The organism is uncultured Sulfitobacter sp., assembly GCF_947500075.1.
In the GTDB taxonomy this organism is placed as follows: Bacteria; Pseudomonadota; Alphaproteobacteria; order Rhodobacterales; family Rhodobacteraceae; genus Sulfitobacter.
The window spans coordinates 53,981-76,497 of sequence record NZ_CANMQS010000005.1; the positions used below are offsets into that span (position 1 = coordinate 53,981).

The window sequence follows — 22,517 nt, forward strand, 5'->3', positions numbered from 1 at the left end:
CAGTAAAGGCGCACCCTACGGAGTAAGGAAGCTGCCTGCTTTCATGGTCTCTGCGACAGGCGCGCCAAGGCGGTGCAGGATTGTCGGGGCCAGTTGCAACTGGTCAATCACCACATCCTCAGCCGGACCCTCTGCATCGCCGAAATAATAAAGCGCCGCTTCCTGCTGCAAGGGATCACGCCCGCCATGATGCCCGCGCGCGTCCTGTCCATGATCTGCCGTCACAATCACTTCATATCCCGCAGCACGCCACTTGGGGATGAAGGGGGCCAGCATCTCATCCATCACGAAACAGGCGTGATCCATTTCCTGGCTTTCGTGGAAGAAGCGGTGGCCCATGCTGTCCAGCGTGCAGGTGTGCAGCATGCCGTAGTTCAGCCCGAACCGCAGACACAGGTTCGTCAGCGTACCGAACAGGTCCACGTCCGACGGGGTCATCTGGTTGGCCTGACCATAGCCCGTCATCGTGTGAAAGCGGCCGTGATTGATGGTGTCGCTCTCCGGCTCATCATACTCGACATCGCGGACGAAATCGAAAGGGTGGCGGTTGAAGAACTCCGACCAGAAGGAATGCGCAACAGCCCCGGTGACGCCGCCCCCCTGGCGCACTTGTGAAAACACATCCGGATGTGTGAGGCGGAACACATTGCCATTGCCGGTGCAGCCGTGCTCCGCCGGGACAACGCCGGTGTGGATGGAAGCATAGCAGGAGGCGGATATCGACGGCAGCACAGACCGGATTTTCCAGACACGCGCATCACCCGCATCGACCCAGCCTTCGAGGTTGCCGAACAGACGCCGCCAGTTGCGATAGGGCACGCCGTCCAGAATGATCAGCAGCAGTTTCTTGTCCATATGCACCTCCCTTTTCCGCCACGCTGAGGGAGGATGAAGGGGAGTGCAAGGCCCCAGATGCTCAGAACACCGCGTGATCGCCGCGTTCGAGGACGGCCCGGCCAGAGATCAGCGCATCGTAGTAGTCAAACAGCCTGTCTTCGCCGAATTCCGGTGTTGCATCGGCATCGTAGCACTGGCGCGCTTCGTCCCACAGCAGCATGGATTCGCTGGCGTAATACTGGCCGATCCGCGCAAGCTCCGCCTTGGTGGCGAGCTTGGGGCTGATCCGCCCAAGGCCCGATAACACGCCGCCGATGCCGCTGACAAGCCCAAGCGGTACATGCCGGAACTTCGGCGGTTTGCCTGTCGCTTCAAACAGGTAGTCGCCCATGTCACGGGGGCTGAGTGCCGGGCCGGGGCCTCCGATGGGCAGGGTGCGGTTGTGCAAGGCGGGATCATCGAGACAGTTGCTGATGTAGCGTCCCAGATCGCGATCACTGATGGGTTTGCAGGCTGTCAGTCGGCCGTCGCCGAACAGAAGGTACGGTTTGCCCAATTGCACCCGCTTGACCTGCCCGGCGAGCGATTTGAAAAAGGCCGTCGGACGCACGATCGAATAGGTCAGACCGGAGGTCATCAGTTCTTCTTCAAAGGCGCGCTTTGCGTGCTGGAAGGCGAGCCGGGGTTTCTGCACGCAAATCGCGGAGAGCAGGACCATCTGGCGCGCCCCGGTAGCCTGCGCTGCGGCCAGAACCGCGCTGTTGGCGCGGTGGTCGATGGCCCATGCGTCAGATGGCACCCCGGTCCGGGAGGCGAGGCAGGAGACCACGGCGGTTGCCCTGTGATCCCGCATCGCCTGCGTCAGCGGGGCGGGATCGGCAATCTCCCCGCTATGGAACGCAACGCCCCCGATCCCCGGATCCCGCCGCCCATAGGCCAGGACGGTGTGCCCTGCCTCTTTCAGGGCAATGGCTGCCGCGCGTCCTGCGGTGCCTGTCGCCCCCAGCAGAACGACGGATTGGGGAGTGGCTGCGCGCATCGGGACCCTGACTGTTGGTCCCTCACTCTAACGGCGGCGGTGCTGTGCTCGCAAGGATGTGAGGGGACGTGATGGGCAGTTTGCTTTGCCCCTGTTGCCAGGCGGTTAAGGTGAAACACCGCAAATCAAGGCCGGGGGACCAGATGAGCAAAAAATCCAGAACCAACAAGCGCAAACAGGCGCAGGTGGCGAAACAAGCCGATGTGTCCGCTGCTGTGCCGAACCGCCGCGCCATCCTGAAGATGGCGGGGGGCGGTGCGGTTGGGGTGCTGGCCTTGGGCGGGGCAGGGTATGTCGGGCGCGGTTGGTATCTGGCTTATGCGGCAGAACATGACCTGACCCGTATCGGGCAGGGCAAACCCGTGGTCGTGCAGGTGCATGACCCGACCTGCACGATCTGCACCGCCTTGCAGGGAGAAGCCCGCGCCGCCCTGCGGGACTTCGGCGAATGCGATATGCTGTACCTGATTGCGGACATCAAACAGGATGCGGGCTTTGCCTTTCAGGCCAAACACAATGTCCCGCATGTGACGCTGGTGCTGTTTGACGGCGCGGGCGAGGTGCAGCAGGTGGTGACGGGCATGCGCGACAGTGCAGAGCTCAGGACGATCTTCGCAGGCCATTTCGCGGCGCATGGGGCGCAGAGTTAATTCCCTGCGCTTTCCATTTTCCGGTTCGCCAAGACCTCTTCCAGCCAGCCCAGTTTCATCTCTGGCACAGAGCTGAGCAGCAGGTCGGTGTAGTCATCAAAAGGTGGTGACAGAACCTGCGATTTCGGTCCGTACCGCACGACGGCACCTTGATACATCACCGCAATGCTGTCCGCGATGGCCTTCACCGTCGCCAGATCATGGGTGATGAAGAGGTATGACACGTCCTCACGTTTCTGGAGTTGCAACAACAGTTTGAGAATGCCATCGGCCACCAGCGGGTCGAGGGCTGATGTGACCTCATCACAGATGATCAGCTTGGGCTTTGCCGCCAGCGCGCGCGCGATACACACACGCTGTTTCTGACCGCCTGACAGTTCCGCTGGATAGCGGTCCTGAAAGCCATCACCCAGTTCGATCTCATCCAGCAACTCCTGAATGCGCTCCTGTTTGGCTTTGCCTTTGAGACCAAAGTAGAACTCCAGCGGGCGGCCAATGATCGTGCCCACGGTCTGGCGCGGGTTCATCGCGGTGTCGGCCATCTGGTAGATCATCTGCAATTCGCGCAGATCGTCGATGGGGCGGCTGGGCTGATCGGGTGTCAGGGTGCGTCCGTCGAAGGTGATCTTGCCCTGTGACGGCGGCAGCAGCCCGGTGATCACCCGCGCAAGTGTGGACTTGCCTGAGCCCGATTCCCCCACAATGGCAAGGGTCTGCCCCGGATGAAGTTCAACATTCACGTCCTTCAGAACATCGAAATCTGTGCCGCGATAGCGGGCAGTGATGCCTTCGACCCGCAGCAGCGGATTGTCCGTCGGCACTTTTTCTTCGTGCGCGATGGACCGGACAGACACCAGCGCCTGCGTGTACTCTTCCTGCGGGTTGTTGATGATCTGATCGGTGGTGCCGTATTCGACCGTATTGCCCATGCGCAGCACCATGATGTGATCGCTGACCTGCGCCACGACGGCGAGGTCGTGGGTGATGTAGATCGCCGCCACGCCGGTGTCGCGGATCGCTTCCTTGATGGCGGCCAGCACGTCGATCTGCGTGGTCACATCCAGCGCGGTTGTCGGCTCATCAAACACCACCAGATCGGGTTCCGGGCAGAGGGCAAGTGCGGTCATGCAGCGCTGCAATTGCCCGCCTGAGACCTGATGCGGATAGCGGTTGCCGATGTTTTCGGGATCGGGCAGGCCGAGTTTCTTGAACAGTTCCACCGCGCGTGCTTCGGCTTCCTTGCGGGAGAATTTACCTTGCAGGATCGCGGCTTCGGTCACCTGTTCCATGATCCGCTTGGCCGGGTTGAAGGATGCGGCGGCGGATTGGGAGACGTAGGTGACTTCCCCTCCACGCAGTTTGCGCACATCGCGCATGCCCGATTTGAGGATATCGCGACCACTGACGGTAACTTCGCCACCGGTGATCTCAACCCCGCCACGGCCGTAAGCCATGGCGGCAAGGCCGATGGTGGACTTGCCAGCGCCGGATTCCCCGATGAGGCCCAGCACTTTGCCGGCTTCCAGATCGAAATCCACACCATGCACAATCTCAATCGGGCGGGGCCGTTCGCCGGGGGGGAAGATCGTCGCACCAATCTTGAGGCCACGGACCTTGAGCAAGGTGTCAGACATCAGCCGCGTCCCCCTTTGAGCGATGTGGTGCGGTTCAGGATCCAGTCCGCCACGAGGTTGATGGAGATGCAGAGCGTCGCAATGGCGAAGGCAGGGTAGAGCGCGGCGGCGATGCCGTAGTTGATGCCTTCCTTGTTGTCTTTCACGATGCCGCCCCAGTCTGCTTGCGGCGGCTGAACGCCAAGGCCCAGGAACGACAGGGTCGAGATGAAGAGCACCATGAAGATGAACCGCAGCCCCATCTCCGCGACCAGCGGGGAAAGGGCGTTGGGCAGGATTTCCCGGAAGATGATCCAGGCGGTTTTCTCACCCCGCAGACGGGCGGCCTCGACATATTCCATCACCGTGATGTCCACAGCGACCGCGCGGGACAACCGGTAGACGCGGGTGCTGTCCAAAAGGCCCATCAACACGATCAGGATGGTGAGCGTTGTGGGCATGACCGACAGGACCACCAGTGCGAAGATCAGCGAGGGGATCGACATGATCAGGTCGACAAAGCGGCTGATCAGCTGATCAACCCAGCCCCCGGTGACGGCGGCGAAAAAGCCAAGTGTGGCACCTGTTGTGAAACTCAGCAGGGTGGCCATTGTGGCGATGAAGATCGTTGTCTGTCCGCCGTAGATCAGGCGTGTCAGCAGGTCCCGACCGATGCTGTCCGTGCCCAGCAGGAATTCGCTGGAAGGTGGTTCCCAGACGTCGCCAACCACTTCGGCCATGCCGTAGGGGGCGATGAGGCCTGCAAAGATGGCCATGAGGAAATAAAGCCCGGTGAAGAACAGGCCGAAGAGGGCTGCGGGGGGGATATTTCTCATTTGGGATGTCTCAGACGTGGGTTGGCGAGGATAGAGACGATGTCAGCTATCAAGTTCAGGCAGATGTAAACGGCCGCAAAGATCAGGCCACAGGCCTGCACCACGGGCACATCGCGCTTGGTGACGTGGTCCACAAGGTATTGCCCCATGCCGGGGTAGGCGAAGACCACTTCGACCACGACGACGCCCACCACCAGATAAGCGAGATTGATCATCACCACGTTGACGATGGGCGCGATGGCGTTGGGGAAGGCGTGTTTGGAGATGATCTTGAGCATCCCCATGCCCTTGAGCTCCGCGGTTTCGATATAGGCCGATTGCATCACGTTCAGGATGGCGGCGCGGGTCATGCGCATCATATGCGCCAGCACCACAAGTGTCAGCACCATCACAGGGATCGCAATCGCGTTCAGTTTCTGTCCCAGGCTCATGGAATCATTGATGATCGCCACGGAAGAGAACCATCCCAACTGGATCGAAATCCAGTAGATCAGCACGTAACCAATCATGAATTCAGGGATCGAGATGGTGGTCAGCGTGACCCCGGAGATCAGCTTGTCGGGCCAGCGGTCCTTGTAGCGCACGGCCAACAGGCCGAGGAAAATCGCCAGCGGGACCGAGATGACGGCCGCCCAGAAGGCGAGGAACAGCGTGTTTTTGAGACGGCCCGACAGGCTTTCGGCAATGTCGCGACCATTGGTCAGTGCGGTGCCAAGATCGCCCTGGAGAATACCACCAAGCCAGCTGAAATAGCGGCTCACCGGTGGTTCATTAAGACCCAGTTCTGCGCGCAGGTTCTCAAGCGCCTGAGGCGTTGCAGACTGGCCAAGAATTTGCTGGGCCACGTCGCCGGGCAGCATCATCGTGCCGCCGAAAATAAGGATGGAAGCTGCAAAAAGCAGAAGGATGCCCAGCGCCAAGCGCTGGGCAACGAGTTTCAGGATGGGGTGCATCTGATCAATCCGCCTGTCTTAGGCGTCATTCAACCAGCATTTCACGTGGGAGAAGTTGTTCATCACCGGCCCGTTCGGGTCGTTCTCCCAGCCACCGATCTTGTCGGAGACACCTGCCACGAAGTCGTTGAACATCGGCAGGATCAGGCCGCCTTCTTCGCGCAGCATCCGGCCCATCTTGGAATAGATTTCCTTGCGCTTGGCTTCATCCAGCTCTGCCTTGGCGGCGTTGAGCATGTCGTCGAACTCAGGCCGCTTCCAGCGTGTGTCGTTCCAGTCTGCCGTGGACAGATACGCGGTGGAGTACATCTGGTCCTGCACCGGACGACCGCCCCAGTAGGAGGCACAGAAAGGCTGCACGTTCCAGACTTCGGACCAATAGCCGTCGTTTGGCTCGCGCTTGATTTCCAGTGGAATACCAGCGGCTTGCGCGGACTGCTGGAAGAGAGCTGCCGCATCAACCGCACCGGGGAAGGCGCCATCGGCAACGCGCAGTATGATGGGGGAGCCATCATGGCCGGACTTCTTGTAGTGCTCGGCGGCCTTCTCGATGGAATGCTCGCGCTGTGGAATGCTTGCATCAAACAGCGGGTAGGAGGCGTTGATCGGCATGTCATTCCCGATGGAGCCGTAGCCGCGCAGGATCTTGTCGACCATTTCCTCACGGTTGATCGCGTATTTCAGCGCCAGACGCAGTTCGTTGTTGTCAAACGGCGCTGTGTCGATGTGCATGATGAAGACGTAGTGACCACGGCCCGCAACGGATTCAACCGTCAGGTTTGGCGCGCGACCCAGCAGGGCAGCAACCTTGGGATCAACGCGGTTGATCACATGCACCTGACCCGATTGCAGGGCAGCGGTCCGCGCGGTGGCGTCGTTCAGCACAAGCTGCTCGACTTCATCGGCCCAGCCGCGGTTTTCGCTGTCCCAATAGTCTTCGCGGCGTTTGAACGCGTGACGCACACCGGGCTCATCAATCTCGATGGTGTAGGGGCCGGTGCCGATGCCGGCGCCTGGATTGTCCATGCCGCCACCGGGCTGGATCATCAGGTGGTAGTCGGCCATCAGGTAAGGCAGGTCCGCGTTGGGTGTTTCCAGATCGACAACGAAGTTGTCGCCGTCCACCTTCATGCCCGCGATGCCCTTCATGATGCCCAAAGCACCGGACTGGCTGTCTTCGTTGGAGTGACGCTCCATCGTTTTCATCACGTCGTCTGCGGTCATTTCCTTGCCGTTGGAGAACGGCACGCCTTTGCGGATCTTGAAAACCCACTGTTTTGCATCGGCGGAGGCTTCGACGCTTTCCGCCATGCGGAATTCGATCCCGCCTTCCTTGTTCACCTCAACCAGCGTCTCACCCCAGGAGCGCAGGTTGTTCAGCGGCACTTCGGAGGCGGTCAGTGCCGGATCCTGTGTGTTCGTGCTTTCACCACCCGAAGAGCCGATCTTCATCATGCCGCCGCGTTTGGGGGTGGCATGGCCATCGGCCTGTGCCTGGCTGGCCATCATGTTGGCCGCCGCAGCGGTGACGCCCAATGCGACCGCACGGCCGACAAATTCGCGGCGGGTCATATGGCCATCGGCCACCTTCTTGGACAGGTACTGGAGTTGTTCGTTCATTGATGTTCTCCCTTTGGAACTTGGCACTTGGCGTGCCTTTGCCGTGTTTATGTAAATAGAATGCCCATTTCAGGCGGGCTCGCAAGGGTTAATAGCCGTCATCGCGTGACGCTTTTGTTATATGTGATCCCTTGGGACCGCCTCTTCGACATCGCGTTCGTAGATGCGCGTCTCTCCTTCCCAGGCTTCCAGCCGTGCGCGGAGGTAGAATGTATCGGGGTCTGACCACATCTCGCAGGTGGTTTCGGTGCGCAGGTCGATATCCCCCCTTTGCAGGGTATCCGACCAATGGCAAGCACCATAGGCACAACAGGGGTCATCGGGGTGAATGCGCCATGTCTCACGGGCGATACTGCCCGTGATCAGACCGTGGTCTGCGTCTTTGATCATGCCAAAGTCATCCTCGATGAACAGGGTCACGGCACCTGTGACGCGATCTGTTTCAGTGCGCCTGATGTGGTTTTCCTGGCGCAGTTCTTCGGTCTCCCAGGGTGCTGCGGCATCGGGTGGGGGAAAGGCCACTTCGTCGCTGGTGCCGCTGGGACGTTGCGGCAGGGCAATCTGGCCTGCGGTCAGGTGCAAACTGGACTGATGCGGCGCAGGCCAGATCAGCGGCCAATAGGCATTCGAGATCGCCACCCGCAAACGGTGGCCTTTGGGTATGCGGGTTGCAATGTGATCCAACGACAGCGTGACCTCTTCCGCCGTGCCGGGCATCATCGGCTCTGGTGCGGACGCGGATCTACGGTGGCTGAGGTTGAGGACACCGTAGGTGATCCGGCTGCTTGCCCCATCGGGATGGACATGGTTCAGCCGCACGGCAATCTGCGCCTGAGGCCGGTCGCTGGCCAGAGTCAACGTGATCCTGGGGGCGCCGACAATGTCCATGTCGAAATCCAGCGGCGCGGTATCGAACGTGGTCGACAGCGCATCATCGCTGCGCTGGTCGCTCGGCATTTCCGGCCCCAGCCAGATCGCACAATACTCACCCCCCTCCGCCCCGCAGTGCGCGGGGGAGGAAATGGTCGCGTTGAGGTGGTCGGGATTGGCGCGCAACCCCCGGTCAGTCAGGTGCAGTGTTTCCGCCTCCAGATGGCTGGTGGCGCCGGTGTCTTCGGCAATCCAGCGGCCGGGGCGTTCTGCGTACCACGCGGCAGGACGCAACCCGTCCATCAGGTAGGCGCGGTAGTCGGGGTCGTCCTCCACCCCGGTGTCGATGTCTTTGAGCCAGCGGTCCCACCACCGCAGCGCTTCCTGCAGAAAACCGATGCGCGGTTCCGGCACGGCGAAATGGGGGTATTTGTGCACCCATGGCCCCACGATGCCCTTGGCACCGGGCAGGGCTTCGACCAATTGCGGGACGGCGTTTTTGTACGCGTCGCCCCAGCCGCCGATGGCCAGCACCTTGGCCTTGATCGCGGCGTAATCCTCGATGACCGATCCGTGCTGCCAATAGGCATCCCGGCGTTGGTGTTGCAGCCACTTGGCGGGCAGGAAGGGTTCGTTCTCCAGCCGTTCCAGCCACATCTCGCGCCAGTCGTCCGGGCGCAGGGCGGGGTCCGGTGCCCGGGAGGAATAGGACCACATCGTCGCGCCCCAGCCGAGGTTCTCGTTCAGCAGGCAACCGCCCTTGTAGTGGATGTCATCGGCAAAGCGGTCGACGGTGGAGCAGAGCGTGATCACAGCCTTGAGCGGGTCAGGGCCGAGGGCCGCGACCTGAAGCCCGTTGAACCCGCCCCAGCTGATGCCCATCATGCCCACCTTGCCGTTGCACCATGGCTGGGCGGCGGCCCAATTGATGATCTCCACCGCATCGGCCTGTTCCTGGGCGGTGTATTCGTCTTCCATCAGCCCTTCGCTGTCGCCATTGCCGCGCATGTCGACCCGCAGGCAGGCATAGCCGCGCATCGCGAAGTAGGGATGGGTCAGCGCGTCACGCGCACAGGTGCCGTCGCGTTTGCGGTAGGGCAGGTATTCGAGGATTACGGGGACAGGATCGTCAGTTGCGTCTTTTGGCATCCATACACGGGCGGAGAGGCGGCAGCCGTCGGAAAGGGTGATCCCCATATCGGGGGTTTCGGTGATGTCGCGGAGGGTGTTTTTGTTCATGAGGGAAGGGTTGGGGGAATGGTATGGTTTGTCAATCGTGATGGTGTGGTTGTGGGAACGGGTGGTGGGGCTGCAGGGCTCACCAAAACCAGCAGGTTTCAGACCCACCTTTGCCACCCCCTTGCGCCTGACAGCGATCGTCATCCTTGCCAAGAGGAATATCCGTCTCCCGCGAAGAGCGGGTCCCTCGGCGATTCCTCTTGGCAAGCGCGCCGCTCCCTGTCCGACTTGGGGCAGGCAAAGGCGGCTCCGAAACCAGCAGGTTGGGGATCATCGGCGGTCAGGGGCGCGCGGTGTCGAGCCAGATGGTCACCGGCCCATCGTTCGTCAGCGCCACGGACATATCCGCGCCAAACTTGCCCGTTTGGGTGGGGATGTTGAGCGCTTTAAGGGCATGGGCGCATTGCAGATAGAGCGTTTCGGCCACGTCGGGTTTGGCGGCATAGGAGAAGCCGGGCCGCGTGCCGCGCGACGTGTCGGCAGCGAGGGTGAATTGGCTGACGACAAGAGCCGCCCCCTGGGATTGGGCGATGTTGAGGTTCATCTTGCCGGCGTCATCCTTGAAGAGCCGCAGTTTGGCGACCTTGGCGGCCAGCGCCTTGGCGGTGTCGTATGTATCCTCCGGCATGGCACAGACGAAGATGAGCAGGCCAGGCCCGATGCGGGCAATCTCTGTGCCATCTACGGTGACCGAGGCTGCACTGACCCGTTGCAGAAGTGCGCGCATCAGTCGTGCCAGCCGATGATGTCATCCGCATCGGCCCGTTCCGTTCGGAAGCTGTTGGCGGGGTTGTCGGGGTCTGGATACCCAAAGGAGATGCCGCAAAGGATGTTGCGGTCTTCCGCGATGCCAAGGCGTTCGCGCAGCAGCGGGGCAAAGGCGGCGACAGCGGCCTGCGCGATGGTGCCGATGCCGAGCGAGGTCGCGGCCAGCGTGAAGGCGGTGACAAAGCCGCCCGAGTCCATCGCGCCATAGGGGCCGAGTTCCGCCGGGGCGTGCAGGATCGCAACATGGGGGGCGTCGAAGAACGCATAGTTGCGCAGCATTTGTGCCTGACGGCCTGCACGGTCGGATTTCTCGATCCCCACCGCATCATAGAGCTGAAACCCGCAGGTGCGGCGGCGGTCGGCATAGGCGCCTGTGTATTTGGCGGGCCAGTCGAGGTCGGGTTGCGGTGCGGTTCCTTGTGCGGCCTCGGTCAGGGCCGCGCGCAGGCTGTCGGTGGCTGCACCGCGGGTGATCTCCAACTGCCAGGGTTGGGCGTTGCACCATGAAGGTGCGCGGCGGGCGGCGGTGACAATCCGGGTGATCACGGCGTCCGGCACCGGGTCAGGCAGATAGGCGCGGCAGGAATGGCGCGCGGTCAGGATGTCGTGCAGGGTATCGTAGGATTGTGTCATTGGTTCACGGCCACTCCATAACCGATGAGGCCTGCCACGATGAGGCCCGCGAGCACGGCAAAGGTAATTTTCAAGGTCGAATAGGGGCGTTCGCCCTGCACCCGGCCCGTGCGGCCATTGACCACAAATCGGTAGGTTTTGCCACGGTATTTGTAGGCCGCGAGCCAAACGGGCAGCAGGATGTGCTTGAACGTCAGATCGCTGAGATCGGTGTCGATGTGCTGTACCCGCTGGCGGTCGCCGCCGATGTCAAATTTCACGTCCCGTTCGATGATGCGGTCCATATAGGCGCGCGCCTCCGCAAAGCCGTCCTGCAGGGAGACGTGGTAGGCTTCTGCACGGAAGCCCGCCAGATATTCCGGGCGGTAAGGTTCCATCGCGGAGAGGTCCCAGGGTTCCAGCGCATCGGTAAAGCGCTTGGGCAGGGAGGTGGACGCGAGCACCAGCACATCGTCAAAGAACCGCCGCACGCGGCCCGATGCCGGGCTCCAGCGGACCTTGGGGACCTGTTGCTGCACCCGCTTGCCGTTGCGGGTCACGGTGCGGGTGACGTAATAGACCGTGCCGCGCTGGCCACGGTAGCTGGACCGGGTGTCGGCGTCATAGGTCCAGTAGGGCACATAGATGCCCTGCATCTGGCGGCCCTTGCGGGCATAGGCCTGCAGGCCGTTGGGCGCGAACCACAACCCGCCCAGCCAGTCTTTCATCGCATCGCGGGCGGTTTCCTGACCCAGCGCAAAGGGCAGCACACCGCGCGGCTTGATCTGGCGGTGGGTGCCGGTGTCCACCACGACGGGGGTGGCGCAGAAGGGGCATTCGGTGGCGTGCTTGCCGTTACGGAATTCGACCTCTGCCGCGCAATTGGGGCAGGAGGTGACGCGGGTTTCCTCCATCTGCGCGGCAGGCAGGTCCGCAGCAAGGCCTTTCCGGAGGTCAAGTTCGGCCATGGGGTGCAGATGGTGACCGCCATCTTCGATCGCCTGCTGGTTGCCGCAATGGTCACAGATGAGCAGGCCCGCCGCCGGATCAAAGCGCAGGTCCGAACCACAGGTGTCGCAGGGAAAGCGATGCTCTGCCACGGGGGCGGGCGGCGGTGCGGCGGGGTCGGGCATGCAGGCTCCGGCAGGATGCAACAAGGGGGGAGGGCCCGGCGCGCGGGGCGTCGGACCCGGTTTGGATTACGCGCCGGGGGGCGGCGGGGGCAGTACGGTGAAAAGCTGCGCCAGCTCCGCTACATCCTCGGCCCTTTGCCAGCCGTCCTGACCGGGGGTCCAGACATAGGTGTCGCGGGTCAGATCCCCGTCGGTGGTTTTGCGGCCCATCGCCGCTTTGGAGAAGGGGCCGGAGGTCTCTCCGTTTTCAGCGATGTGCCAGACGTGTTCGACAGGTGGCGGCGGAGGGGCGATCTGGGCCGGGGTCGCGGTGCGGGCGCCCCAGTGGCCCTGGGCATTCGCGGCCTGCTGGCCGATCTGCATGCCCAATCCGGCACCCAGACCCGCCTGGATCGCGGCGGCCCCTGCGCCATCGCTGCCAAGGGCCTCAGCCGCCTGAAACTGCATGTATTCGTTCAGGTTGCCAATCACGCCCATGGAGGAGCGTTTGTCCATCACCTCTTCCACCGCGGGCGGCAGGGAGATGTTTTCAATGTAAAGTTCAGGCAGGGTCAACCCATAGGTACCGATCTGTGCGGCGATCTCCTGAGAGACCAGTTTGCCCAACTCGCGGGTGTTGGCGGCCATGTCCATCACCGGAATGCCCGCGCGCGCGATGGTGCGCGAAAACTCCTGCACGATGATGTTGCGGATCTGGAAGCTGATCTCATCCATGGTGAATTCACCGTCTGTGCCGACGATCTCGGACAGAAAGCGCGCCGGTTCGCTGACCTTGACGCTGTAGGTGCCGAAGGCGCGCAGGCGCACGGGGCCGAATTCCGGATCGCGGCAGATGACCGGGTTCTTGGTGCCCCATTTGAGGTCATTGAACCGGGTGGTGTTGACGAAATAGATCTCGGATTTGAACGGGCTTTTGAACCCGTGGTCCCAGTGTTGCAGGGTCGTCATGATCGGCATGTTGTTGGTCTCAAGCATGTAGAGACCGGGGGTAAAGACATCGGCCAGTTGCCCTTCGTGCACAAACACCGCCGCTTGCCCCTCGCGGACGGTCAGTTTGGCGCCGTATTTGATCTCATGGCCTTCACGTTCGAACCGCCAGACCATCGTGTCGCGGGTGTCATCGACCCAATGGATGACGTCGATGAATTCACCGGAGAGGAAATCGAAAATACCCATGAGATGTGCCTTTTGTTGGTTGGATCAGCGCCGACGGCGGCGGTTGGGAGTTCAGCGGGTTGCGTGTCGCGGGGTCATTGCGGGCCACCTGTCAGCTCACGCGCGATGGTACGCACGATTGGGGCGGCTTGTGCGGCTGTCATCCCCGGCTCAAGTCGCGGGTCATACAGCATCCTCAGCAACAGCTCGTCATGGCGCGTCAGCAAGGCGAATTCGTCATCATCGTTGAAGATCGACGGGCGGGCGTCGGGGCTGTCGTTGGACAAACCCATGCCCTGGGCGAGCTCTTCGTGAATACAAGACAGCCGGAGAAGGTCAGGATTTTCCGCCCGCACGATGGCCAGCGCAGCGGTATAGACATCCGGGTCCGCCCCGGTGGCGTAAGCGGCGACAAGACAATAGGTGTCGCGCGGCATTTCGCGCACGGTGGCAAGGCTGCTTTTTGAAATCCCCGGCACCCGTGCAGCGGCCTTGGCAAGCATTTCCTCGCGGTCATCTTCGCCTGCGATGACAACAATGAAATTCGGCCTGCCGTTCATGCTGACAGGATGTCCTGTGACGCGGCTCAGGCGCTTGGCGTAGGAGGCGACGGCCTGCGTGTCTGTGCGTTGTTGAGAGGGCGGGATGCTGTCGCCAAAGAGGACTTCCATCCGCACAGGCCCTTCCCAGCGGTTCAGCGGGCTGGCCCCTCCGACACCGGCAAAATTGCCGTCATATTCGTTGAAGAACGCGATCCGCTCAAAGTTGCGGACAAGGGTATCGGCGTTGAACGGCGTGTCCGTCCCACCACCGTCCTGGCGCAGCAAGCCCTGGCTCAGCTGGGCTTGCTCCACTTGCGCAAAGTAGCTGCGCAAGCTGGCACTGCGTTCGGAGGTGGGCCGCGCCACCACGGGGGCGGCTGACGCAGGCGCCGCCGGGCGGGCCTGCGGTTTGAGGGAGGCATTCACATTGGGGTCCAGCAGGTCGCAGCCGACCAGCAGCGCTGCCGCAAAGGACAGCGCTGAACAGGTTCGGATAAGACGCTGGCGACCCACGTGTTGCCCCTTAGCCCGGAACCGCGCCGCCGGCGGTTTCGCCAAGTCCGGTCTTCTTGGCCTTGGCAGAGGCCAGCGTGTCGCGCAGTTTGGCTTCCATCTCCTGCAACTCCTTCTCGGCGGCGGCGCGTTTGGCCTTGCCTTCGTCGGCGATTTGCAGGCTTTCCTCAATGGTGCCGATCAGATCGGCATTGGCTTGCTTGACGGCTTCAATGTCAAACACGCCGCGCTCCATCTCTTCGCGGATCATCTTGTTGCTGTCGCGCAGATTCTTGGCGTTGGAGGTCAGGAGTTCGTTGGTCAGGTCATTGGCCTCCCGCACCGCAGTCGCGGCCTCCGCCGAGCGTTGGATCGTCACAGCCTGCGCCAGCTGCGTCTCCCACAGCGGCACGGTGTTCACGAGGGTGGAGTTGATCTTGGTCACAAGGCTCTTGTCGTTTTCCTGCACCAACCGGATGGAGGGCAGGGACTGCATGGTGACCTGACGGGTCAGTTTCAGGTCATGCACCCGGCGTTCCAGATCATCGCGGGCGGCGCGCAGATCGCGCAATTCCTGTGCCACCATGACCTGATCATTCTCGGCTGCGGCTTCGACGTCTTTCTCCTTGGCGGGGATCACCGTGGCATCAAGATCGGCCAGCTTGGCCTCACCGGCAGCAATATAGAGGGCAAGTTCGTCATAGAACTGCAAGGTCTTCTCATAGAGCATGTCGAGCGATTTGATGTCCTTGAGCAGCGTGTGTTCATGGTTCAGCAGATTATCTGTGATCTTGTCGATCTGGTTCTGGACCTTTTCAAACTTCGCGGTGAATTTCGCGAAAGGTGCAGCACGGCCCAGCAGCTTCTCCCACCAGCTGCGCTTGCGGCGCACGTCAAGTTCAGAAACGGAAAAGCCCCGGATCGCTGAGACGATGCTGCGCAGGCTGTCGCCCGCCGGGCCCACGTCCTTGTTGCGCACATCCTGCAACATGGATTGGCTGATTTCCTGTAACTCCGCCTGCGCGGCAGAGCCAAAAGAGACGATGGACTGCGTGTCTTCCATGTCGATCTCAGCCATCCGGCGTTTGATCTCGGCGCTTTGTGGCTTGTCGGCGGTCTCAAGCGGGACAATGGCATTGGCGTCTGTCGGCTCAGGCAGGACCATGGCGCTGACCTCTTCAACGATGGCAGTGGCCTGAGCGGCTTTTTCACGAACAGTTTCAGACATATACTTTACTCTCTTCTGGGAAAAGTTGGGGGCAGACATCACTCAAGCCGGACCCCTTCGCGGGACAGCCGGTCGCGCAGCACGTCAATTTCGACTGTCAGGTCAGTGCGGTCGTCCAGCAGGGATTTGCGGTTTCGGGCGGCGAAGTTCTGATCCAGATCGTCCAGCAGCGCAAGGTAATCAGCGCGTGCCTGCGGATCGCGGGTGCGGGCGTAAATGTCTGCGAACTTTGCGGTCGCGTCACGGGCACCCATCAGATAGACGCCAAGATATTTGCGCGCTGCGGTCAGATCACGCGGGTCTTCCTCAACGGTGCGAATGAGCTGCCGGGCGGTGTCCTGAAAATCATCCAGACGTGCCGCCGACACACGGTCGTTTGCCCGTGCCATCGCATCGCGCATCGCGGCGAGGTGCTTTTCCGCTTCATCCACCACCCGGGCAACACGGTCCTGCTGGTGGCTGTCGATGCCTTCCGCCCCCTTGGATTTCAGCGGGTCAATGCCGAATGCCGCCACATGCAGGCCTGTCGCACATAACCCATAGAGCACGGCCGCAAGGACATCGGCGGTGTCGTTCAGATGTGCCAGAACGGCCAGCCCCGCGCCTGCGCCGGTCAACGCGCTGGCCATCATCTTGCGCGGCCACGCAGGCCTGCGCGCCACTTTGCGGGCGTCAAAAGCGGCTTCGGCTTTCAGCCCCTCGCGCAGCAGGATCGCAGCCAGCGTCAGCGCACCGGCACCCAGCAATCCAAAAGTCAGGGGCAGGGGGCCGTCGCTGAAAGTGGTGGCCACAAGCACGATTGCCGGTACGAACAGGACATTCGCCCTGCCGCCTGCCGGTTCGACCTGAATGCGTTTGTGGGGCTGGGCTGCGGATGCTTGTGCATCATCGCCCCCCTCGGGGCTGAATTTTCCGCCATAGCGTGTTGCCATGCTATCGCCCTCCCAGCCAGCCGCTGCTGACACCAAATAGGACGACGATCAGCGCCGTGTAAGCTGCCTTGCGAAACCCGCTGTGCGTTTTCATGCCTTCCCTGACCAGCCTGCGCTCAAGCTGTTTGGTGCTGTGTCCCCGTTGGGTCTCATTTGTTTCGCTTTGCGCAACAATTGCGTCTGCAATGCCGTCGCGCGTCTGGATTGGAAACAATCAAAGCCCGCTCGTCTCTCGATCGTTAACATAAGCGTTTCGCCGCCTGTGCGCCAGTGTGACTTGGCGCAGGCCCATGGGCGAAGGGGACGGTGGTGCGGCAAGGGTATCCGGGCGGCAGCGCGCAATATGTGGTGGTCTCTCTCATCGCGGTAAAGGTAAGGCGCGGATGCAGGGAATGAAACGCCGCATTGCGGGGAAAATGCAGGCAGTTGGCCCCGTTACCGGCGTCTTGCGGATCCGCTCAGCGCCGTGGTTTGGCCGGCCTGCGCTTGCCTGAGCGTTGCACGGCCTTCGGTTTTTTCCGCGCTTCGCCGCTGTCGTCCTCCAAGGTCAACCCCAATTGATCGCGCACGACCTTACGGCGGAGTTCTTCGACCGCGCCGGATTTGAGCTCCCCCAACTGAAACGGTCCATAGGAGATGCGGATCAGGCGGTTCACGTTCAGGCCAATCGCTTCCATCGCGCGGCGGATCTCGCGGTTCTTGCCTTCGCGCAGCCCCACCGTCAGCCAGGCATTTGCGCCCTGCTGGCGGTCAATAGCGACGTCCATCCCCTGAAACCGCATGCCCTCCACGGTGATCCCCTTTCGCAAGGGCGCAAGCGTGTCATCGGTTGGCCGCCCGTTCACCCGCACGCGATAGCGCCGCAGCCAGCCGGTGCTGGGCAACTCCAGCTTGCGCTTGATGCCGCCGTCATTGGTCAGCAGCAGCAGCCCTTCCGAATTGATGTCGAGCCGCCCGACGCTCATCACCCGTGGCATATCCTCGGGCAGGGCATCAAAGATCGTGTCGCGCCCTTTCTCGTCGCGGTTGGTCGTCACCAGCCCGGTGGGTTTGTGATAGAGCCACATGCGCGGTGGTTCGGGTTCGGAGATTTGCTTGCCATCAACAACGATCTGATCTGTGTCGGTGACATTCAGGGCGGGGCTGTCAATCTTTGTGCCGTTCACACTGACGCGGCCTGCCTCGATCATCCGCTCCGCCTCCCGGCGGGAGGCAACGCCGGCACGGGCAAGGACTTTGGCGATGCGGTCGCCTTGCGGCGTGGATTTTGGGGTGCTGTCATTCATGACCTGCGCTTACCCGGTTTGATCTGCTTGCGAAAGCCCGCGCTTTGCGGCCCTATGCGGTCATGTCTTCGCAAACCTATATGGATATCGCTCTGCAAGAGGCTCAGGCCGCCGGCCAAAGGGGCGAAGTGCCAGTGGGTGCCGTGGTGATCGACCGCGAAGGAGCCGTAATTGCACGGGCTGGCAACCGGACGCGGGAACTGAACGACCCGACCGCCCATGCTGAGATACTTGCCATCCGCGCGGCTTGTGCGGCGGCGGGGTCCGAACGGCTGGGTGACCACGTGCTCTACGTAACGCTGGAGCCCTGCGCGATGTGTGCAGGCGCCATCACCGCCGCGCGACTGGCGCGGGTGGTCTATGGGGCGTCCGACCCCAAGTCTGGCGGTGTAGCGCAGGGCGCGCGCGTCTTTGCGCATCCCCAGTGCCATCACGTGCCGGAAGTGGTCGATGGTGTGGGAGAGGCACAGGCGGAGGCGTTGTTGAAAGATTTTTTTACCGAACGGCGTTAAGGCTAAAGCACAATCGCCTGCATCACCTGCGGCTCAACCACATCCACCCCCGGCAGGCCCTGCGCCAGCACTTCCGCCGATTGCTCAAGCAGTGGGAAAGTGAGGTAGTGGCAGGGGATCACGGTCTTGAAATTGAAGTACCGTTTGGCGGCATAGGCGGCCTCGCGCATGCCCATGGTGAAATGCCCGCCCGCCGACAGGATGCCGATGTCAGGTTTGTAGAAATCCCCGATCCAGTCCATGTCGGCCATGATGCCCGTATCGCCTGAGTGATAGAGGCACCGCCCGTCGCCCTTGATCACAAAGCCGGATTCGTTGCCCATATAGGGCCGCGCGCCATCCATATCCGCGCTTGAGGAATGCGAGGCCGGCACCATGCTGACGCTGACCTTGTCGCCGATACCAATCGTGCCGCCCATGTTGAATGCCATCCCCTCCACAGCGCCTTGCGCCGTCAGGTGCTGGGCCAGTTCATACATGCCCGATACCGGCGCGCCCGTGTCCTTGGAGATCTGCACAACATCGGTGATGTGGTCGAAATGGCCGTGGGTGACGAGGATATGCGTGGCTCCGGCAACCGCGGCAGCGTGCTGATCCTCGGCCAGCATCGGATTGCCCGTAAGCCATGGGTCGATCAACACCACCTGATCTTCGATTTCGATGCGGAATGAGCCGTGGCCAAGCCAGATGATGTTCATTTATGATCTCCCTGTTGTTGATCCAAGAATACCCATTTTGCGCGCCTTGGCGAGAAGGCTTGCGGCCGGTTGCGGGCAAAGCCTGTGCAGGGCGCCTGAAAAACGATCCCCACAAGGGGCCGCACCCTTGCGAGGCGGCGCGCGGAGGGGTAGACGGACGCTCATGAAAATGGAGAGCCGTCATGTCAATTGATCCAAGCACAGCCGCCCGCGTGGCCAAGCTGGCGCGCATCCGGGTGGAGCCCGACGCGCTGCCTGCACTGGCGCAGGAATTCAACACCATTCTGGGGTTCATTGAGCAGCTTGAGGAAGTGGATGTTGAAGGGGTGGAGCCGATGACGTCCGTCACGCCCCAACGTCTGAAGCGGCGCGAAGACGTGGTGACGGACGGCGACCAGCAGGACAAGGTGCTGGCCAACGCGCCCGATGCGCGCGAGGGCTTCTTTGCCGTGCCGAAGGTGGTGGAATAATGTCTGATCTGAACAAGCTGGGGCTGGCGGAAGCCCGTGACGCGCTGCGGTCTGGCAAGACAAGCTCCAAGGAACTGACCCAGGCCTGTCTGAGCGCCATCGAAGGGGCGGGGGCGCTGAACGCCTTTGTCCATCATACACCTGAGATTGCCCTGGCGCAGGCGGATGCGGCGGATGCGCGGCTGAAAGCCGACAAGGACGCGCCCGCGATGTGCGGCTTGCCAATTGGCATCAAGGATTTGTTCTGCACCAAGGGCGTGCCGTCACAGGCTGGCAGCCGCATTCTGGAAGGGTTCAAGCCCGAATATGAAAGCACGGTCAGCCAGAACCTGTTTGACGCAGGCTCTGTCATGTTGGGCAAGCTCAACATGGATGAATTTGCGATGGGCTCTTCCAATGAGACTTCCGTTTATGGCAACGCGGTAAACCCATGGCGGCGCGGGAATGAAGATACCGCGCTCACGCCCGGTGGGTCCTCGGGCGGGTCGGCCGCTGCGGTTGCGGCGGATCTGTGTCTGGCCGCAACGGGCACTGATACGGGCGGCTCCATCCGTCAGCCTGCGGCGTTCACGGGTATCACCGGGATCAAGCCAACCTATGGGCGCTGTTCGCGGTGGGGCATCGTGGCCTTTGCCTCCTCTCTGGATCAGGCGGGACCGATGACCAAATCCGTGCGCGATGCAGCGATCATGCTGGAAGCGATGTGCGGGCATGACGCCAAAGACAGCACAAGCGCCGATCTGGCCGTGCCAAATTTCGAAGCCGCGCTGACAGGCGACGTGCGTGGCAAGAAAGTCGGCATTCCGAAGGAATACCGCATGGACGGGATGCCGGAGGAGATCGAAACGCTCTGGCAGGACGGCATCGCGATGATGAAGGATGCGGGCGCGGAGATGGTCGATATCTCCTTGCCGCACACGAAATACGCGCTGCCTGCCTACTATGTGATCGCGCCTGCGGAGGCGTCCTCAAACCTCGCGCGTTATGACGGGGTGCGCTATGGCCATCGCGCGAGGCTGGAGCAGGGCGATGGCATCACCGAGATGTATGAGAAAACCCGCGCCGAAGGCTTCGGCCCCGAGGTGCAGCGCCGGGTGATGATCGGCACCTATGTGCTGTCGGCTGGTTTCTATGACGCCTATTACAACCGCGCGCGCCGGGTGCGGACGTTGATCAAGAAGGATTTCGAGGATGTCTTCGCGCAGGGGATCGACTGTATCCTCACACCTGCGACGCCCTCGGCCGCCTTCGGGCTGGGCGAGATGACGGATGCCGATCCGGTGCAGATGTACCTCAACGACGTCTTTACCGTGACGGTGAACCTTGCGGGTCTGCCGGGTATTGCAGTGCCCACGGGGCAGGACCGCAAGGGGCTGCCCTTGGGCCTGCAACTGATCGGGCGTCCGTGGGAGGAGGCAGATTTGCTGTCTTCCGCCTATGCGCTCGAACAGGCAGCTGGTTTTGTGGCAAAGCCGGACAAATGGTGGTAAGCTGCGCGTCAGGCAAAAAACAAAACGATCAAGCAGGTCACATGATGAAACGGGTTGTCCTCTCCCTCGCCGCAGGCGTTTTCGTATCGGCTTGCGCGCCGACCATTCCGGAGTCCGGCCGCGGGGTCGGGTTTGATGGCACCCTCGCAGACCTCCAGCGCCAGCAGGATGCGCAGTTGCAGGGCGGCATTCCAGCCCCCGCGTCAGTGTCCGCGCAACCGCTGGAAAGCTCTTCTGCCGCAGCCCCTGCGGGGTCGGCTGCTGCGACGGCTGCGGAAACCCGGCGTGTGCTGGCCGCAACGCGGGCAAGCAACACACCCGTGGGCACCACCAATACAGCAGCGCTGAGCGGGGCCAGCAATGGCTTGGGCAATGACCAGCGGACCAACTCCGGTCAGGAACCCCTGCAAGCCAGCCCCGCAAACGCCGCACCTGAACTGGTGAACGTTGCGGGGATCTCGCGGGAGAACAACTTTGACGCGGTCTCCAACCAGCGCAGCATCGAAGGGGACGCCGCCCGACTGGCCCGCAACCGTGCGCAATACGAAGTTGTCCAGCCGCAGGCCTTGCCGAGCCGCACCAACACAGGCCCCAATGTGGTGGCCTATGCCTTGCAGACCAGCCATGCGCGCGGCACGCAGGTTTACCGCCGCATCGGGTTGAACAAGGCTGCAAAGTTTCAACGCGCCTGTGCGCAGTTTGCCACGGCGGATGAAGCGCAGATCGCGTTTCTGGCGCAGGGCGGACCCGAGCGGGACCGTCAGGGCATGGACCCCGATGGGGACGGCTTCGCCTGCGCGTGGGATCCTGCGCCATTCCGGCGGGCCGCGCAGCAGGGCTGAGCCTTTTGTCCCCTGAGACCATTCCCCACCCGTCGCCCAATTCCGGGCCACGGCGGGATGGGCTGACCCCGCATCTGATCGTGCTCCACTACACGGCGATGGAAAGTGCGGAGGCGGCGCTGGCACGCCTGTGTGATCCAGAGGCGGAGGTTTCCGCGCACTACCTCATCGCCGGAAACGGGCAGGTTTTCCAGATGGTGGCTGAGGATCAGCGGGCCTGGCACGCCGGTGTGGGCCAATGGGCCGGGCAGGATGACATCAACTCCCGCTCCATCGGGATTGAGCTGGACAATCGCGGGGACCATCCGTTTTCCGAACCTCTGATGCACAGCCTTGAAGCGTTGCTGCGGCAGATCATGCCGCGCTGGGACATTGGCGAAGCAGGGGTCATTGGCCATTCGGATATGGCGCCGGGGCGAAAGGCTGATCCGGGGCCGCATTTTGACTGGGTGCGATTGGCGCGACAGGGTCTTGCAGCGCCGGCCGGTGTTGACGCAGGCCCCATTGATCCACGTCCTGAGACGTTCCGCAGCCTTGCACGCGATGCGGGGTTCACCAGCGACGTGGATGACGCGACGCTGCTGGCCGCTGTGCGGTTGCGCTATCGCCCTTACGCGACAGGCCCGCTTTGCGCAGAGGACTACACCCCTTTGGGTCATACCGCGCTCTGGACTTGACCGGGGCTGCCCCCTCACGATAG

The 22,517-nt window shown here is 62.1% G+C and carries 22 protein-coding genes; 6 read left to right on the forward strand and 16 right to left on the reverse strand.

Annotation, left to right across the window (positions count from 1 at the left end; genetic code table 11):
• Nucleotides 1–15 precede the first annotated feature (15 nt).
• Together Q1A91_RS16055 and Q1A91_RS16060 are read right to left on the reverse strand one after the other, a co-directional pair.
• The gene (locus tag Q1A91_RS16055) at nt 16–855 is read right to left on the reverse strand and encodes an alkaline phosphatase family protein (RefSeq protein ID WP_299879659.1); all 840 of its coding nucleotides are present in this window, start codon (nt 853–855) and stop codon (nt 16–18) included.
• Nucleotides 856–916: 61 nt separating this feature from the next.
• Nucleotides 917–1,876: an NAD(P)H-binding protein gene (locus Q1A91_RS16060; protein WP_299879662.1), complete on the reverse strand. Its 960-nt coding sequence runs from the start codon at nt 1,874–1,876 to the stop codon at nt 917–919.
• 143 nt (nt 1,877–2,019) lie between these two features.
• Between Q1A91_RS16060 and Q1A91_RS16065 the strand changes: the two genes are divergently transcribed.
• On the forward strand, nt 2,020–2,526 hold the full coding sequence (locus Q1A91_RS16065; protein ID WP_299879665.1) for a hypothetical protein: 507 nt from the start codon (nt 2,020–2,022) through the stop codon (nt 2,524–2,526).
• On the opposite strand, the gene Q1A91_RS16070 is transcribed toward Q1A91_RS16065, so the two are convergent.
• From Q1A91_RS16070 to Q1A91_RS16130, 13 genes are all read right to left on the reverse strand, one after another.
• Nucleotides 2,523–4,160 carry an ABC transporter ATP-binding protein gene (locus Q1A91_RS16070; protein WP_299879668.1) on the reverse strand — a complete coding sequence of 546 codons (1,638 nt, stop codon included), beginning with the start codon at nt 4,158–4,160 and terminating at the stop codon, nt 2,523–2,525. The two genes, Q1A91_RS16065 and Q1A91_RS16070, sit on opposite strands and share 4 nt — an antisense overlap.
• A complete protein-coding gene (locus Q1A91_RS16075; RefSeq protein WP_299879670.1) occupies nt 4,160–4,975 on the reverse strand; it encodes an ABC transporter permease in 816 nt (271 codons plus the stop codon). Before Q1A91_RS16075 ends, Q1A91_RS16070 begins: the two co-directional genes overlap by 1 nt.
• Nucleotides 4,972–5,928, reverse strand: a complete 957-nt coding sequence (locus Q1A91_RS16080; RefSeq protein ID WP_299879672.1) for an ABC transporter permease — start codon at nt 5,926–5,928, stop codon at nt 4,972–4,974. Before Q1A91_RS16080 ends, Q1A91_RS16075 begins: the two co-directional genes overlap by 4 nt.
• Before the next feature lie 18 nt (nt 5,929–5,946).
• A complete protein-coding gene (locus Q1A91_RS16085; RefSeq protein ID WP_299879675.1) occupies nt 5,947–7,548 on the reverse strand; it encodes an ABC transporter substrate-binding protein in 1,602 nt (533 codons plus the stop codon).
• A gap of 117 nt (nt 7,549–7,665) precedes the next feature.
• Nucleotides 7,666–9,657: a CocE/NonD family hydrolase gene (locus Q1A91_RS16090; protein WP_299879678.1), complete on the reverse strand. Its 1,992-nt coding sequence runs from the start codon at nt 9,655–9,657 to the stop codon at nt 7,666–7,668.
• A 280-nt stretch (nt 9,658–9,937) separates the two neighbouring features.
• Entirely contained in the window at nt 9,938–10,384 is a 447-nt protein-coding gene (dtd, locus tag Q1A91_RS16095) for a D-aminoacyl-tRNA deacylase (protein ID WP_299879681.1), read from the reverse strand.
• Complete coding sequence (locus Q1A91_RS16100; RefSeq protein ID WP_299879684.1) at nt 10,384–11,058, reverse strand: nitroreductase; 675 nt, start codon at nt 11,056–11,058, stop codon at nt 10,384–10,386. Before Q1A91_RS16100 ends, dtd begins: the two co-directional genes overlap by 1 nt.
• Nucleotides 11,055–12,170, reverse strand: a complete 1,116-nt coding sequence (locus Q1A91_RS16105) for a TFIIB-type zinc finger domain-containing protein (RefSeq protein ID WP_299879687.1) — start codon at nt 12,168–12,170, stop codon at nt 11,055–11,057. Before Q1A91_RS16105 ends, Q1A91_RS16100 begins: the two co-directional genes overlap by 4 nt.
• A 66-nt stretch (nt 12,171–12,236) precedes the next feature.
• Nucleotides 12,237–13,346 carry an SPFH domain-containing protein gene (locus tag Q1A91_RS16110; RefSeq protein ID WP_299879690.1) on the reverse strand — a complete coding sequence of 370 codons (1,110 nt, stop codon included), beginning with the start codon at nt 13,344–13,346 and terminating at the stop codon, nt 12,237–12,239.
• Nucleotides 13,347–13,420: 74 nt separating this feature from the next.
• Entirely contained in the window at nt 13,421–14,380 is a 960-nt protein-coding gene (locus Q1A91_RS16115) for a DUF2927 domain-containing protein (protein ID WP_299879693.1), read from the reverse strand.
• Nucleotides 14,381–14,390: 10 nt separating this feature from the next.
• On the reverse strand, nt 14,391–15,587 hold the full coding sequence (locus Q1A91_RS16120) for a toxic anion resistance protein (protein WP_299879696.1): 1,197 nt from the start codon (nt 15,585–15,587) through the stop codon (nt 14,391–14,393).
• A 38-nt stretch (nt 15,588–15,625) separates the two neighbouring features.
• Nucleotides 15,626–16,519, reverse strand: coding sequence for a 5-bromo-4-chloroindolyl phosphate hydrolysis family protein (locus Q1A91_RS16125; protein WP_299879699.1), 894 nt, complete (start codon nt 16,517–16,519; stop codon nt 15,626–15,628).
• Nucleotides 16,520–16,977: 458 nt separating this feature from the next.
• Nucleotides 16,978–17,805 carry a pseudouridine synthase gene (locus Q1A91_RS16130; RefSeq protein ID WP_299879702.1) on the reverse strand — a complete coding sequence of 276 codons (828 nt, stop codon included), beginning with the start codon at nt 17,803–17,805 and terminating at the stop codon, nt 16,978–16,980.
• Between the two features lie 62 nt (nt 17,806–17,867).
• On the opposite strand from Q1A91_RS16130, the gene Q1A91_RS16135 reads away from it, so the two are divergent.
• Nucleotides 17,868–18,317 carry a nucleoside deaminase gene (locus Q1A91_RS16135; RefSeq protein WP_299879705.1) on the forward strand — a complete coding sequence of 150 codons (450 nt, stop codon included), beginning with the start codon at nt 17,868–17,870 and terminating at the stop codon, nt 18,315–18,317.
• A 2-nt stretch (nt 18,318–18,319) separates the two neighbouring features.
• Here the strand turns inward: Q1A91_RS16135 and Q1A91_RS16140 are convergent, their stop codons facing one another.
• Entirely contained in the window at nt 18,320–19,015 is a 696-nt protein-coding gene (locus Q1A91_RS16140; RefSeq protein ID WP_299879708.1) for a metal-dependent hydrolase, read from the reverse strand.
• A 182-nt stretch (nt 19,016–19,197) separates the two neighbouring features.
• Here Q1A91_RS16140 and gatC point away from each other — a divergent pair, with 182 nt between their 5' ends.
• From gatC to Q1A91_RS16160, 4 genes are read left to right on the forward strand one after another with little or no spacing between them, the layout of a single operon-like run.
• A complete protein-coding gene (gene gatC, locus Q1A91_RS16145; protein WP_299879711.1) occupies nt 19,198–19,485 on the forward strand; it encodes an Asp-tRNA(Asn)/Glu-tRNA(Gln) amidotransferase subunit GatC in 288 nt (95 codons plus the stop codon).
• Nucleotides 19,485–20,975, forward strand: coding sequence for an Asp-tRNA(Asn)/Glu-tRNA(Gln) amidotransferase subunit GatA (gatA, locus tag Q1A91_RS16150; RefSeq protein WP_299879714.1), 1,491 nt, complete (start codon nt 19,485–19,487; stop codon nt 20,973–20,975). The genes gatC and gatA overlap by 1 nt, the downstream gene beginning before the upstream one ends.
• 41 nt (nt 20,976–21,016) lie before the next feature.
• The gene (locus Q1A91_RS16155; RefSeq protein ID WP_299879717.1) at nt 21,017–21,817 is read left to right on the forward strand and encodes a hypothetical protein; all 801 of its coding nucleotides are present in this window, start codon (nt 21,017–21,019) and stop codon (nt 21,815–21,817) included.
• 5 nt (nt 21,818–21,822) lie between these two features.
• Nucleotides 21,823–22,494 (forward strand): N-acetylmuramoyl-L-alanine amidase, encoded by a 672-nt coding sequence (locus Q1A91_RS16160; protein ID WP_299879720.1) that lies wholly within the window; start codon nt 21,823–21,825, stop codon nt 22,492–22,494.
• Nucleotides 22,495–22,517: the final 23 nt, after the last annotated feature.

Coding starts and splice junctions, on each gene's coding strand:
- Q1A91_RS16125 (WP_299879699.1), bottom strand. CDS start 16,519: ATGGCAACACGCTATGGCGGAAAATTCAGCCCCGAGGGGGGCGATGAT.
- Q1A91_RS16090 (WP_299879678.1), bottom strand. CDS start 9,657: ATGAACAAAAACACCCTCCGCGACATCACCGAAACCCCCGATATGGGG.
- Q1A91_RS16055 (WP_299879659.1), bottom strand. CDS start 855: ATGGACAAGAAACTGCTGCTGATCATTCTGGACGGCGTGCCCTATCGC.
- Q1A91_RS16120 (WP_299879696.1), bottom strand. CDS start 15,587: ATGTCTGAAACTGTTCGTGAAAAAGCCGCTCAGGCCACTGCCATCGTT.
- Q1A91_RS16060 (WP_299879662.1), bottom strand. CDS start 1,876: ATGCGCGCAGCCACTCCCCAATCCGTCGTTCTGCTGGGGGCGACAGGC.
- Q1A91_RS16110 (WP_299879690.1), bottom strand. CDS start 13,346: ATGGGTATTTTCGATTTCCTCTCCGGTGAATTCATCGACGTCATCCAT.
- Q1A91_RS16155 (WP_299879717.1), top strand. CDS start 21,017: ATGATGAAACGGGTTGTCCTCTCCCTCGCCGCAGGCGTTTTCGTATCG.
- gatC (WP_299879711.1), top strand. CDS start 19,198: ATGTCAATTGATCCAAGCACAGCCGCCCGCGTGGCCAAGCTGGCGCGC.
- dtd (WP_299879681.1), bottom strand. CDS start 10,384: ATGCGCGCACTTCTGCAACGGGTCAGTGCAGCCTCGGTCACCGTAGAT.
- Q1A91_RS16075 (WP_299879670.1), bottom strand. CDS start 4,975: ATGAGAAATATCCCCCCCGCAGCCCTCTTCGGCCTGTTCTTCACCGGG.
- Q1A91_RS16140 (WP_299879708.1), bottom strand. CDS start 19,015: ATGAACATCATCTGGCTTGGCCACGGCTCATTCCGCATCGAAATCGAA.
- Q1A91_RS16085 (WP_299879675.1), bottom strand. CDS start 7,548: ATGAACGAACAACTCCAGTACCTGTCCAAGAAGGTGGCCGATGGCCAT.
- gatA (WP_299879714.1), top strand. CDS start 19,485: ATGTCTGATCTGAACAAGCTGGGGCTGGCGGAAGCCCGTGACGCGCTG.
- Q1A91_RS16080 (WP_299879672.1), bottom strand. CDS start 5,928: ATGCACCCCATCCTGAAACTCGTTGCCCAGCGCTTGGCGCTGGGCATC.
- Q1A91_RS16100 (WP_299879684.1), bottom strand. CDS start 11,058: ATGACACAATCCTACGATACCCTGCACGACATCCTGACCGCGCGCCAT.
- Q1A91_RS16130 (WP_299879702.1), bottom strand. CDS start 17,805: ATGAATGACAGCACCCCAAAATCCACGCCGCAAGGCGACCGCATCGCC.
- Q1A91_RS16105 (WP_299879687.1), bottom strand. CDS start 12,170: ATGCCCGACCCCGCCGCACCGCCGCCCGCCCCCGTGGCAGAGCATCGC.
- Q1A91_RS16135 (WP_299879705.1), top strand. CDS start 17,868: ATGTCTTCGCAAACCTATATGGATATCGCTCTGCAAGAGGCTCAGGCC.
- Q1A91_RS16065 (WP_299879665.1), top strand. CDS start 2,020: ATGAGCAAAAAATCCAGAACCAACAAGCGCAAACAGGCGCAGGTGGCG.
- Q1A91_RS16070 (WP_299879668.1), bottom strand. CDS start 4,160: ATGTCTGACACCTTGCTCAAGGTCCGTGGCCTCAAGATTGGTGCGACG.